Below are 12,828 nucleotides of genomic sequence, written 5' to 3'. Positions count from 1 at the left end.
AGGAGACATCAGATGGCCAAGAAGAAGGCCCCCAAGAGCAAGGCCGGGAAGTTCATCGGCCTGGGCATGCAGGTGTTCGGCGCGATCGGCGTCATGAAGCAGATCAAGGAGGCCAGGGGCAAGCACGACAAGCTCGAGATGACCGACGCGATCATCTCGGCCGCCGCCGTGATCACCGGCTTCGCCCTGCTGATCCGCTCGCTCCGTGAGGAGCAGGAAGAGGCATTGGAGATCGAGGGCCTGTGACCAGCACGACCGAACTCATGTCGTACGAGGAGGCGCTCGCCTCGTACGACCCGGTGATGGGTCTCGAGGTGCACGTCGAGCTCGGCACGAACACCAAGATGTTCTGCGGGTGTTCGACGGTGTTCGGCGGCGAGCCGAACAGCCAGGTGTGTCCGACCTGCCTCGGCCTGCCCGGTGCGCTCCCCGTCGTCAACCGCACGGCGGTGGAGTCCGCGATCCGCATCGGCCTCGCGCTGAACTGCGAGATCGCCGAGTGGTGCCGCTTCGCCCGGAAGAACTACTTCTATCCGGACATGCCGAAGAACTTCCAGACGTCGCAGTACGACGAGCCCATCGCCTTCGACGGCTACCTCGACGTCGAGGTCCAGGGCAAGACGTGGCGCGTCGGCATCGAGCGCGCGCACATGGAGGAGGACACCGGCAAGTCGACCCACGTGGGCGGCGCCACCGGCCGCATCCACGGCGCCGACTACTCGCTGCTCGACTACAACCGGTGCGGCATCCCGCTCATCGAGATCGTCACCAAGCCGATCGAGGGCGCGGGCGACCTCGCCCCGGAGATCGCCAAGGCGTACGTCGCCGAACTGCGCGACCTCATCAAGGCGCTCGGCGTCTCCGAGGCCCGCATGGAGCTGGGCCAGATGCGCTGCGACGCCAACCTCTCGCTGCGCCCGCACGGCCGCGAGAAGTTCGGCACGCGCTCGGAGACGAAGAACGTCAACTCGCTGCGCTCGGTCGAGCGGGCCATCCGCTTCGAGATCCAGCGGCACGCGACCGTGCTGTCCGAGGGCGGCACGATCGTCCAGGAGACGCGGCACTTCCACGAGGACGACGGCACCACCACCGCCGGCCGGGTCAAGGAGGAGGCCGAGGACTACCGGTACTTCCCCGAACCGGACCTCGTCCCCGTGGCGCCCACCCGCGAATGGGTCGAGGAGCTGCGCGCCACGCTGCCCGAGAAGCCGTCGGTGCGCCGCAAGCGCCTCCAGACCGAGTGGGGCATCTCGGACTTCGACATGCAGTCGCTGGTCAACGCGGGCGCGGTCGACGCGATCGTGGAGACGGTCGCGGCGGGCGCGGACTCCGACGCCGCCCGCAAGTGGTGGCTCGGCGAGCTGGCCCGCAACGCCAACGAGCGCGGCGTCGAGGTCGGTGCGCTGCCCATCACGCCCGTACAGGTCGCCCGGGTCGCCGCGCTCGTCAAGGCCGGCGAGCTGAACGACAAGCTGGCCCGCCAGGTCATCGAGGGCGTGCTGGCCGGCGAGGGCGACCCGGACGCCGTCGTGGAGAAGCGCGGCCTGAAGGTCGTCTCCGACGAGGGCGCGCTCGGCGCCGCGATCGACGACGCCATCGCCGCGCAGGCGGATGCCGTCGCCAAGATCAAGTCGGGCAACCTGGGCCCCGTGGGCGCGCTCATCGGCGCGGTCATGAAGGCCACCCGCGGCCAGGCCGACGCGGCCCGCGTCCGCGAACTGATCCTGGAGAAGCTCGGCGTCTCCTGAGGCCCGGCCCTCCCCGGAGGGCACCGGTTCCCCGACATGAAGGGTGCCGCCCCCGCACCAGGGCGGCACCCTTCACGCGTACCCGGCCCGACCTAGGTAAGGCGTGGGCGGGGCCTTAGGGGCCTTAGGGCCTGTTGCACGCCGCCTAAGGCGCCCTAAGACCTTCCGGCCCGGCCAAGATCGGGCATCCGCCCGATGCCCCGGCCCCCTCTGGGACGCGAACCTTATGACATGCCCCGAGAGGGGCTCCGAAGCGGAGAAGCCGCCGAGGAAACGTCACAAGGAGAAGCCGAAATGCTCGAGTACGAGATGTTCCAGGCCCGCGAAGCCGAAATGCACCGCACCGCCGCGCACGAGCGCAAGGTCCGTACCGCCCTCCGGAACCGCCGCGAGGCCCGCCGCCTCGCACGCGCCGCGGAGGAGAGTTCACGCGCAAGCGCCGGTGGTATCGCGGGGTCAGTACGGCCCGCGGTATGACCGGAGCCGGGTCGGCGAGGCTTTCGAGGAAGGGGGGCCGAGCCGACCAGGGCCGGAAGAAGGGTCCAGGACACCGTCGGGGGTGTCCTGGACCCTTCTCGCACGTCCGGCGCCCCGGCCCGCGCACGGGGTGTTCTCCACGGCCCCGCGCGCGGCGTCCTTGACCTGCGACAACCAGTTCGCCTCGGGAGAAAAGGGGGCGCTCTGTGTCCGTTCCCCATGGCATGCTCGACCACGTGTCCACAGTTGCGGTGAGCCCTGTCTTCGTCGGTCGCCTCCCCGAGCTGTCCCAGCTCGCGGACGCCCTGCGCGACGCCGACGCGGGCACGCCCGGCGTCGTCCTGATCGGCGGCGAGGCCGGCGTGGGCAAGACGCGCCTGCTCCAGGAGTTCGTCGACCAGGCCGAGGCGAAGGGCGCCGTCACCGCGATCGGCGGTTGTCTCGAGCTGGGGGCCGAGGGCCTGCCCTTCGCACCGGTCTCCGCGGCGATGCGCGCCCTCACCGACGCGCTCGGGCCGCAGCTCGCCGATGCCGTCGCGGGCCGCGAGCAGGACCTGTCGTGGATCATGCCGCACCTCGCGCCGATACCGTCCGGCATCACGTCCGGCGACTACGACCGCGCCCGGCTCTTCGAGCTGATGCTGCGCGTGCTCGAACGGCTGGGCGAGGACCGCACGCTGGTCGTCGCCTTCGAGGACATGCACTGGGCCGACGCCTCGACGCGCGAGCTGCTGTCCTTCCTGGTCCGCTCGATGCGCCGGGGCCGGATCCTGGTCGTCGGCACGTACCGCGCCGACGCGATCGACCGCCGCCATCCGCTGCGCCCGTTCCTCGCCGAACTCGACCGCATCCGGTCGGTACGCCGCCTCGATCTCGGCCGCCTGACCCGCGCCCAGGTCGGCGAGCAACTGCGCGGAATCCTCGGCGAGGAGCCCTCCCGCCGACTGATCCGGCAGATCTACCAGAAGTCCGAGGGCAACGCCTTCTTCGTCGAGGAACTGGCGCGCGGGGTACGCGGCGGGCGCCTGACCGGCCTCTCCGACACCCTGCGCGACCTGCTCCTGATTCGCGTCGAGGAACTGCCCGACAGCACCCAGCGGGTGGTCCGCACGGCGGCGGTCGGCGGCAGCAACGTCGGCCACGCCCTGCTGAGCGAGGTGGCCGGGCTCGGCGGCGCGGAACTGGACGAGGCACTGCGCGGCGCGGTGTCGATGCACGTCCTCGTCCCCACCAAGGACGGCGACGGGTACCAGTTCCGGCACGCCCTCGTCCGCGAGGCGGTCCGCGACGACCTGCTGCCCGGCGAGCGCATGCGGATGTACGTGCGCTACGCGGAGGCCCTGGAGCGCGTCCCCGAACTGGTGCCCTGCGACGAGCACTCCAGCCGCCTGGCCATGTACTGGTACCACGCGGGCCGCGCCACCGAGGCCCTCCCGGCCGTCCTGGCCGCCGCCGACACCGCGCGCTCGCGGTACGCGTTCGGCGAGCAGTTCCGCCTCCTCGAACGCGCCCTGGAACTGTGGGAACAGGTCTCCGACCCCGAGGACCTGACCGGCATCACGCTGCTGGACCTGTTGTTCACGGCGATCTCCCCGGCCCGCTTCGACAACGCGTTCGACAAGGCCCTCGCGTTCAGCCGCCAGGCCCTCGACCTCGTCGACGCCGAGGCGGATCCGCGTCGCGCGGCCGCGCTGTGGACCATCCGCGCCGGACTCCTGCGCGGCAGCAACCGCTCCAGCGGCCTGGCCGAGCTGCAGAAGGCCGAGCACCTCCTCGTCGGCCTGCCGCCGTCCATCGAACACGCCCGCGTCCTCGGCCAGATCGCCCGCGACCAGATGCTGGACGGCCCCACCGAGGAGTCCGTGGCGACCGCGCGCGAGGCCCTGGCCATCGCCCGGAGCATCGGCAGCCCCGCCGACGAGGCGACCATCCTCAAGACGCTCGGCTGCCTGCTGGTCAACCTGGGCCGCCCGCACGAGGGGCTGGCCGAGTTCGAGGAGGCCCGCTCGCTCGCCAAGCGCGCGTCCGAGCCCGACATCATGTGCCTCGTGCTCAGCAACCTGTCGTCGGTGCTCGAAGGGCTGGGCAGGCACCGCGAGGCCGCCGAGGCCGGCGCGGAGGCGCTGGCGATCGCCCGAGAACGCGGACTGGTGCGCGGCATCGGCGCGTTCACCATCGGCAACCTCGGCGAGAGCCTGGTCTCGCTCGGTGAGTGGGACGAGGCCGAACGCCTGCTCGACGAGGTGTTCGAGCACGAGACCAAGCCCGAGACCGCGGGCCACGCCAACCGCCTGCTGGTCGAGATCGCGCTCGCCCGCGGCGACATCGCGACGGCCACGCGCCTGCTGGACGAGGCCCGCCAGATCGCCGACGCGACGTACGTCGAGCCGCAGTTCCGCATCCCGCTGCGCACGCTGGAGGTCGCGGTCGCCCGCCGCCTCGGCCGCCTCGCCGACGTACGCGAGCTGATCGCCCCGGACCTGAGCAACGACTTCCCGGCCGGGCACCAGCGCTACACGTGGCCGCTGCTGGTCGAGTCGGCACGTGCCGAGGGCGACGCGACCGAACTCGCCGGATATCCGCGCGGCGGCGCCGAGTTGAAGGCCCGGCAGGAAGTGCTCAAGCGCATCCGCGCAGTGGCTATGTCACTGGCCCGGGACTGCCCGCTGGACGAGGCACACGCGGTCAACCTGCGCGCCGAACTGGCCCGGGCGGAGGGCCAGGCGACCGTCGAGCTGTGGGAGGAGGCGGTCGCGGCCTGGGAGCAGGCGTCGCAGCCGTACGTCCTCGCCCGGGTCCGCTGCCGGCTCGCCGCGGCGCTCATCGCCGCCGGGGACCGGGTGCGGGCCACGCTCGTGCTGGCCCAGGCGCACGCGAGTGCCGTCGCGCTGGGCGCGCGTCCGTTGACCGAGGAGACCGAACTGCTCGCCCGCCGGGCCCGGCTGCCGCTCGACGGGTCGGCGGTGTCGGGGGTGTCGGGGGTACGTCCCGAGGCGCCGCCCGCCGAGCTTCCGGAAGGCGCGATGCTCACCCCGCGCGAACGCGACGTGCTGCGGCTCGTCGTGGACGGCCGCAGCAACCGGCAGATCGCCGAGGAGCTGTTCATCAGCGTCAAGACCGCGAGCGTGCACGTGTCCAACATCCTGGGCAAGCTGGAGGTCTCCAGCCGCGGCGAGGCGGCGGCCCTGGCGCACCGCCTGCAACTGGTGGACTCCGCCTGAGGGTTCGCCGCGCCGGGGCAGCAGTCCGGCACCCCGGCCGGGTCCAGCCCGGGCCCAGCCCGGTTCAGCCAGGCCCAGAACAGCTCAGAACAGCTCAGGTCAGTTCAGCTCAAGTCAGTGAGACCTGAAGGATGCGGTCGTCGCCGGCGCGCGCGTCGCCCCGGCCGTCGGTGTTGTTCGTCGCCACCCACAGCCCGCCGCCGGGCGCCGGGAGAACCGTGCGGAGCCGCCCGTACTTGCCCTCGAACAGGGCCGTGGGCTCGCCGAGCCGGTCGCCCTGGATCGGCACCTGCCACAAGCGCTCACCGCGCAGGGCCGCGACGTACACGACGTCGTCGACGATCGCGATGCCGCTGGGCGACGCTTCGCCCGTCGACCACTGCACCAGCGGGTCCACGTACTTCGGGTCCTTGGCGATGCCCTCGACCACCGGCCAGCCGTAGTTCGAGCCGGGCGTGATCAGGTTGACCTCGTCCCACTCGTTCTGGCCGAACTCCGCGGCCCACAGCCGGCCGGCCGAGTCCCACGCGAGGCCCTGCACGTTGCGGTGCCCGAGGCTGTACACCGGCGAACCGGGGAAGGGGTTGCCCGGCGCGGGCTTGCCCTCGGGGGTCAGCCGCAGGATCTTGCCGCCGAGCGAGTCGCGGTCCTGCGACAGCGGCTCGTCGCCGGCCTCGCCCGTGCCCGCGTACAACATGCCGTCCGGGCCGAACGCGATCCGGCCGCCGTTGTGCCGGCCGCCCGACGGGATCCCGGTGAACAGGACCTCGGGCGAGGTCAGGCCTGTCTCGCGGGCGTACTTCATCCGCAGGATGCGGTTGTCGTCACCGGTCGTCGTGTAGACGTACACCCAGCCGTCGCGGGCGAAATCGGGGGACAGCGCGAGGCCGAGCAGGCCGCCTTCGCCGCTGTGCTGTGATCCGGGGACCTTGCCGACCTCGGTCAGGCCCGGCGTGCCGGGGCGGAACCGGGACACGGTCCCGTCGTCGCGCGACGCCACGAGCACGTCGCCGTCGGGCAGCGGGGCAACCCCCCACGGCGAGTCGAGCCCGGTGACCACGTCCCCGGTCACCGCGGCCTTCGGTACGCCCGACGCGGTCGGCCCGGGTGCCCCGGGCACCCCGGAAGTCCCGGGCGCCCCGGGCGGCACCGCCCCGGACGAAACCGGGGTCTGTGCCGCGGCCTTGCCCGGATCGTCGTCGCCACCGTCGTCGGAGCACGCCGACGCCGCGAGCACCACGGCCGCGGCCGCCGCGGCCAGCCTCGCCGCGGACCCTCTTCGCGTGCGCTTGCCTGGGACCACCGTCTTACCGCCTCACTGTGCGATCGTGCGTTCTCCCGGCCGGACCACCCGACTCGACGACGCGTGCCGCGACCGTAGAGTTCCCCACATGGCCGCTTCGACAACCCCTGACGGTTCGCACGCCGCCCCCGCCCCCTCCGCCGTGCCCGGGCGCATCCGGATGCCCTACGACCCGGCCGAGGTCGGCGGGCTGCCGGCCGGGCTGGACATCGAGGTCTACGACGGAGTGGCGCCGCCCCCGAGCAAGCACGACGGGGTGGTGTTCTACGTGCTGCCGTACACGTTCGACCAGACGCCGCTGCGGGTGCTCGCCGAGATGCCGGACGTACGGTTCGTGCAGACGCTGACCGCCGGGTACGAGCACGTCCTGCCCTACCTGCCGCCCGGCGCGCGGCTGGCGAACGGCCGCGGCATCCACGAGGCCAGCACCGCCGAACTCGCGGTGGCGCTCACGCTGGCGTCGCTGCGCGGCATCCCGTCGTTCGTACGAGGCCAGGACGCGGGGGAGTGGCGGGCCGGCTTCTACCCCGCGCTCGCCGACAAGACCGTGCTGATCCTCGGCTACGGCGCGATCGGCGAGGCGGTGGACCGCCGCCTCGCCGGGTTCGAGGTCGACGTCGTACGGGTCGCGCGCCGTGCCCGCACCACCGCCGACGGTGCGGCCGTGCGCGCGATCTCCGAACTGCCCGCCCTGCTGCCGACCGTCGACGTCGTCATCGTGACCACCCCGCTCACCGAGGCGACCCGCGGGCTCGTCGACGCGGCTTTCCTCGCGCGCATGCGGGACGGGGCGCTGCTGGTGAACGTCGCACGCGGCCCGGTCGTCGACACCAAGGCGCTGCTCACCGAGGTGACCGCCGGGCGGATCACCGCCGCGCTCGACGTCACCGACCCCGAGCCGCTGCCCGCCGACCACCCGCTGCGGTTCGCGCCGGGGGTGCTCGTCAGCCCCCATGTCGGCGGCAGCTCGTCCGCGTTCCTGCCGCGCGCGCAGCGGCTGATCCGCACCCAGGTCACCGCGTGGGCGGAGGGCCGCGAGCCGGCCAACGTCGTCGCGGGGTAGGCGGGCAGGCGGGGCAGCGGGGTAGGCGGGGCACGGGCTTGGCACCTGATCCGGCGCCTGCCCGCCCGCTCGGCGGGGGCGGTCCTGCCACGGACGGGTGACGCTGCGCCGAAAGCACGTTCGGCTGACAACCATGTGATCACTATGACCCGTATCTGATTGGTAGGGTCTGGGGCCGTTGCCCTCCGGAAGCGGGGGCCGCGGCCGTCTCATGGCGGTCGGCGTACGAGGCGGAGAATCATGAACGTTCCGGCGAGCCGGGTCGACAGCGGCGCGGTCGCAGGCGGATCCGCCGTGTCCGAAACCCCGCAGGCCCTCGACGTGCCGGGGGCCGTTGCCTCCGAGACGCGCGACGCGCGACTAAGGGAGGCCAAGGCCCCGACGCGCCGCGCGCGCCTGGACCGCTTCCGGCTGGGGCCGGGCGCGGTGCCGTACCTCGTCGCCCTCGCATTCTTCGTCGCGTACGCCGCATATTCCCTGCTCAAGCACCGGCGCATGGAGACCCACGCGTACGACCTGGGCCTGTTCGAGCAGGTCGTACGCAACTACGCGCACTTCCGCGCCCCGGTCTCCGACATCCGCGAGCCGGGCTTCAACGTGCTCGGCGAACACTTCCACCCGATACTCGCCCTGCTCGGGCCGTTCTACCGGGTGTTCCCCGGGCCGGGGACGCTGCTCGTCGCGCAGGCTCTGCTGATCGCGCTGTCGATAGTCCCGATGACGCGGATCGGCATGCGGGCGTTCGGGAACCTGGGCGGGGCCGCGTTCGGGGTCGCGTACGGCCTCGGGTGGGGGTTGCAGAGCGCGGTCGCGTTCGAGTTCCACGAGGTCTGCTTCGCGGTGCCGATGCTGGCGTTCGCGCTGGAGCGCTTCCTGCGCGCGGAGTACCGTGCGGGCGTCCTGTGGCTGCTGCCGCTGGTCCTGGTCAAGGAGGACCTGTCGCTCACGCTCGTGGCGGCGGGCATATACCTCGCGGTGCTGCGGCAGTGGCGCTGGGCCGCGGTCTCGGCGGTGACCGGCGTCGTCGCCTTCGTGGTCGTGGTCTTCGTGATCCTGCCGTCGCTCAACCCGACCGGCGAATACCCGTTCTGGGGCAACCTGGACGGCGGCGAGGCGCGCGCGGGCAACGCGGCTCCGGGATCGTCCGCCGAGGACGTGCCGGTCAGCCGGCTGGTCTTCGACCTGCCGTACGACATGCTTTTCCCCAGCGTGAAGTGGATGACGCTGTTCACGCTGCTGCTGCCGACCGGGTTCCTGGCGCTGCGCTCGCCGATCCTGCTCATGGTGCTGCCGACGCTGCTGTGGCGGTTCACTTCGAGCAACGAGTTCTACTGGGGCGTCTTCTTCCACTACAGCGCCGTGCTGATGCCGATCGTGTTCGCGGCCTTCGTGGACGCCGTGGTCAAGCTCCGCCGCTCGCGCCGCGACTGGTTGCGCAGGTACGCGGCCAAGGCGGTCATCGTGCCACTGGCCGTGTCGGTGTCGCTGTCCCGCGACTTCCCGTTGATGGAACTGCTGCACAAGAAGGCGTGGCTGGTCGACGAGCGGGTGGAACGCGCCGAGGAACTGGTCGCGCGGATCCCCGGCGGCGTGCAGGTGAGCAGCACCGAACGCCTCGCCACGCGGCTGACCTCGCGGGCGCGCGTCACGAACTTCCCGACCGTGCTGCCCGGGCCCGGCTGGGCGGCGGTCGACGCCTGGGACGGCAAGGAGCAGTGGGCGCGCAGCTGGATCACGTACCTGGAGCAGCAGGGCTTCGAGCGCGTCGAGTCCGGCAAGGGCGTCGTGATCCTGCGCCGGGACTGAGCCGGGCCAAAAAACGCGGACCGGTCTCGCGTCCGGTTTCTTCCGCGCCACCCTTGTCACCAGGAAAGGTTCCGTTTGTGCGCCACCCCTGCGCGGCCAACCGTGGGCATTTCCCGCACACTTCGTCACAACTTCCCTGGAACAGGGCGTGCGCGCGGTGAAAGTTCGTTACTCTGTGTTCTTGGGAGCGAGCACACAGTGACGGAAGTGGTGTATCGTCCGAATCGTGGAACGCCGAGGGGGCTGAACGGGTCCGACAGGTCCGCGACGTCTGCAGGACCTGTCCGAGGCCGGCCGCTTCCGGACTCGGCGAGGAGGGGAGTCGTCAATGCCGGGGGACTACCGCGTCGATGCCCGCCGCATTCATCGGAGAGCGACCCGCGACGGGCGCTCCGAGCGGGCGTGACCGCTGATCTTGTCCGGAACCCGTGCCAGGCGGCGTGCCCTGTCCGTCGCCGTCCCGCTGTGCGTCGCCTACGCCATCGGCGCGCTCCTGGGGTGGGGCAGCCCCACGGTGTCGCTCACCATGGGCGACTTCGGGCTGGCCGCCGCCGCGGGCGGCGCCGCCGTCTCCTGCCTCGTCCGGGCCGCCCAACTGCGCGGCAGGGCAGGGCTGTCCTGGGCGCTCCTCGGCATCTCCGCGTGCATGGTGGCGGTCGGCAACGGCATCTGGGGCTGGTACGAAGTCGTGCTCGGCACCGACGTGCCGACCCCCGGCCCGGCCGACTGGTTCTTCCTGTTCTTCGCGCCGCCCGCGATCACCGGCCTCCTACTGGTGGCCCAGCGTCCCAAGGGACTTGCCGCGTGGGCCTGCATGGTGCTGGACGGCTGGCTCATCGCCGGCTCGCTGTTCACCCTCGGCTGGAGCATGGCCCTCGCGCGGACCGCCGACGGGGACCGCACCGACGCCCTGAAGATCGCGCTGACCCTCGCGTACCCGGTCATGGACATCCTGCTCGTCAGCATGGTCCTGGGCCTGCGGGTCCGGGCCGGCAGCGCGGACCGCGCGGCCCTCAACGTCGCCCTGGTCGCGCTGGCGGTCACGGTGATGAGCGACGCCCTGTGGACCACCCCCGGGCTGCACGGCGGCTACCGCTCGGGTGAACTGCTGGACGCGGGCTGGTTCGCGGGCAGCGTCCTGCTCGCGGTGGCCCCGTGGATGGGCGACGCGACACCGCCCGCCGCCACACCCTCGGGCGGCCACCGCACCTTCTCCATGCTGTCCGCCCTCACGCCCTACATCGCGGCGGCCGTGTGCACCGCGGGGGTGCTGGGCGACGCGGTCGCGGGCCGGCAGCCCGACCCGGTGGTGCTGGTGGCGGGCGGCTCGGTGCTGGTCGTCCTGGTGCTGCGCCAGGGCATCACGCTGGTCGACAACGTCTTCATGGCCCAGGAACTCGCGGTCCAGGAAAGCCACTTCCGCTCCCTGGTCCAGGGGTCGAGCGACGTCATCATGATCGCGGCCAAGGACGGCGTGCTGCAGTACGTCAGCCACGCCGTCCGCCGGGTCTACGGCTTCGAACCCGAGGAACTGGTCGGCACCCGCCTCGAACTGCTCATCCACCCCGAGGACGGCACGCGCGTGCAGTGCGACCTGCGGCGCTTTCTGGAGGAGGCGGGCCGGCCGACCATGACGCGCATCGAGTGCCGCATCCGCTCCGCGGCCGGCACCTGGCTGCACACCGAGTCCGCGGTCAACCGCTACGGCGACGGCATCATCCTCAACAGCCGCGACGTCACCGACCGGGTCAAACTCCAGACGCAACTCGAACATGACGCGTTCCACGACCGGTTGACCGACCTGCCCAACCGCGCGCTCTTCGAGGACCGCATCCAACACGCCCTCGCGCAGCGCCGCGGCGTGACGCCGACGATCGCCGTGCTGTTCCTCGACCTCGACGGCTTCAAGGCGGTCAACGACGCGGGCGGCCACGCGGTCGGCGACGAACTCCTGGTGCAGGCCGCGCGCCGGCTGGAACACGCGGTGCGCGTCGGCGACACCGTCGCACGGTTCGGCGGCGACGAGTTCGCCGCACTGCTGGTCGGGGACGCGTCGCCGCGCGCCATCCGGGAGATCGCCGAGCGGCTGCTGAGCACGCTGTCGGCGCCGTACCGTATCAACGACCAGGAGGTCCGTGTCGCGGCGTCGATCGGCATCGCGTTCTCGACCCCCGACATCGACCCGGCCGACCTGATGCGCAACGCCGACCTGGCCATGTACCGCGCGAAGTCCGGTGGCAAGGGCCGCGTCGAGGTGTACGCCCCGCAGATGCACATCGACGCCGTACGCCGCGTCGAGCGGGCCGCCCGCCAGCGCCGCGCACTGCACGAGAAGCGCCTCACCGTCCTCTACCAGCCGGTCGTCGACCTCGCGACGGGCCGCGTGCGGGACGTCGAGGCCATGCTGCGCCGCCGCGACGACCGCAGCGCGCTGGTCGGCGCGGCCGAGTTCATCCGCCTGTCGGGCGGCGGCGACGCCCCCATGCCGCCGCTGGGCCGCTGGCTGCTCGAAGAGGTCGTCGACCAGACCGTGCGCTGGCGGGCCGCGGGCCACGACGTCGGCGCGAGCCTCAGCCTCCCGGCCCGCCAGGTGACCGGAGCGGGGTTCGTGGAGGTCGTCGACACGGTGCTGCGCCGTTCGGCGCTGCCGCCGCAGGCCCTGACGCTGGAGATCACCGAGAACGTGCGGGGGGAGAGCGCCGACGAGCTGATCGACCGGATCGTGGCGCTCAAGCGGCTCGGCCTCAAGGTGTCGGTGGACGACTTCGGCACCGGGCAGTCGTCGCTGGCGTACCTGCGGCGCATGCCGATCGACACGCTCAAGATCGACCGCTCGTTCGTGGCGGAGGTCGGCTCGTGCCCGCATCTGACCGCGATGACCTCGACGATCGTGCGGCTGGGGCTGGACCTCGGGCTCACCCTGGTGGCCTCGGGCGTGGAGACGCCGGACCAGGCGGCGATCCTGCGCGAGATGGGCTGCCAGCGCGGCCAGGGCTTCCTGTACTCCGGGCCGTTGGAGGAGGAGGGTGTCCTACGTGTTCTGGGACGCGAGGACCTCGGGTCGGGCCTGGCCGACGGGCCGGCCGAGGACCTGGTCGACGCGCTCGACGACCACGGGCTGGGGGCGGAACTCGCCGAGGGGCTGGAGCGTCCTCCGGTGGTGCCGGTGCAGCGCCCGCAGGTCTGAGCGGTGTGACGCGTACGACGCCG

8 protein-coding genes are annotated in these 12,828 nt (G+C 72.2%); 7 read left to right on the top strand and 1 reads right to left on the bottom strand.

From position 1 onward, the window contains the following. Window positions 1–12: 12 nt before the first annotated feature. From AB0C36_RS05890 to AB0C36_RS05875, 4 genes are all read left to right on the top strand, one after another. Window positions 13–246 (top strand): hypothetical protein, encoded by a 234-nt coding sequence (locus tag AB0C36_RS05890; RefSeq protein ID WP_358349817.1) that lies wholly within the window; start codon window positions 13–15, stop codon window positions 244–246. Beyond that, entirely contained in the window at window positions 243–1,748 is a 1,506-nt protein-coding gene (gene gatB / locus AB0C36_RS05885) for an Asp-tRNA(Asn)/Glu-tRNA(Gln) amidotransferase subunit GatB (RefSeq protein ID WP_358349815.1), read from the top strand. Before AB0C36_RS05890 ends, gatB begins: the two co-directional genes overlap by 4 nt. A 294-nt stretch (window positions 1,749–2,042) precedes the next feature. After that, window positions 2,043–2,225: a hypothetical protein gene (locus tag AB0C36_RS05880; RefSeq protein ID WP_358349813.1), complete on the top strand. Its 183-nt coding sequence runs from the start codon at window positions 2,043–2,045 to the stop codon at window positions 2,223–2,225. A gap of 206 nt (window positions 2,226–2,431) precedes the next feature. Next, window positions 2,432–5,446 carry a helix-turn-helix transcriptional regulator gene (locus AB0C36_RS05875; RefSeq protein WP_358349811.1) on the top strand — a complete coding sequence of 1,005 codons (3,015 nt, stop codon included), beginning with the start codon at window positions 2,432–2,434 and terminating at the stop codon, window positions 5,444–5,446. 109 nt (window positions 5,447–5,555) lie between these two features. Here AB0C36_RS05875 and AB0C36_RS05870 read toward each other — a convergent pair whose 3' ends face one another. Beyond that, window positions 5,556–6,749: a PQQ-dependent sugar dehydrogenase gene (locus tag AB0C36_RS05870; protein ID WP_358349809.1), complete on the bottom strand. Its 1,194-nt coding sequence runs from the start codon at window positions 6,747–6,749 to the stop codon at window positions 5,556–5,558. An 88-nt stretch (window positions 6,750–6,837) separates the two neighbouring features. Here AB0C36_RS05870 and AB0C36_RS05865 point away from each other — a divergent pair, with 88 nt between their 5' ends. The 3 genes from AB0C36_RS05865 to AB0C36_RS05855 all read left to right on the top strand — a co-directional run bounded on the left by AB0C36_RS05865 (window position 6,838) and on the right by AB0C36_RS05855 (window position 12,805). Beyond that, the gene (locus tag AB0C36_RS05865; RefSeq protein ID WP_435838989.1) at window positions 6,838–7,812 is read left to right on the top strand and encodes a 2-hydroxyacid dehydrogenase; all 975 of its coding nucleotides are present in this window, start codon (window positions 6,838–6,840) and stop codon (window positions 7,810–7,812) included. A gap of 240 nt (window positions 7,813–8,052) precedes the next feature. Then, window positions 8,053–9,618, top strand: coding sequence for a DUF2079 domain-containing protein (locus tag AB0C36_RS05860; RefSeq protein ID WP_358349806.1), 1,566 nt, complete (start codon window positions 8,053–8,055; stop codon window positions 9,616–9,618). A gap of 415 nt (window positions 9,619–10,033) precedes the next feature. Further along, on the top strand, window positions 10,034–12,805 hold the full coding sequence (locus AB0C36_RS05855) for a putative bifunctional diguanylate cyclase/phosphodiesterase (protein ID WP_358349803.1): 2,772 nt from the start codon (window positions 10,034–10,036) through the stop codon (window positions 12,803–12,805). Window positions 12,806–12,828: the final 23 nt, after the last annotated feature.

It is taken from the genome of Streptodolium elevatio (assembly GCF_040649515.1).
In the GTDB taxonomy this organism is placed as follows: Bacteria; Actinomycetota; Actinomycetes; order Streptomycetales; family Streptomycetaceae; genus Yinghuangia; species Yinghuangia elevatio.
Note: the sequence above shows the minus strand (reverse complement) of the source record. Positions and strands in the feature narration are given on the sequence as shown.

Bases quoted from the DNA above. Each gene is read 5' to 3' on its own strand.
- AB0C36_RS05865 (WP_435838989.1), top strand. From the start codon at position 6,838: ATGGCCGCTTCGACAACCCCTGACGGTTCGCACGCCGCCCCCGCCCCC.
- AB0C36_RS05880 (WP_358349813.1), top strand. From the start codon at position 2,043: ATGCTCGAGTACGAGATGTTCCAGGCCCGCGAAGCCGAAATGCACCGC.
- AB0C36_RS05890 (WP_358349817.1), top strand. From the start codon at position 13: ATGGCCAAGAAGAAGGCCCCCAAGAGCAAGGCCGGGAAGTTCATCGGC.
- AB0C36_RS05860 (WP_358349806.1), top strand. From the start codon at position 8,053: ATGAACGTTCCGGCGAGCCGGGTCGACAGCGGCGCGGTCGCAGGCGGA.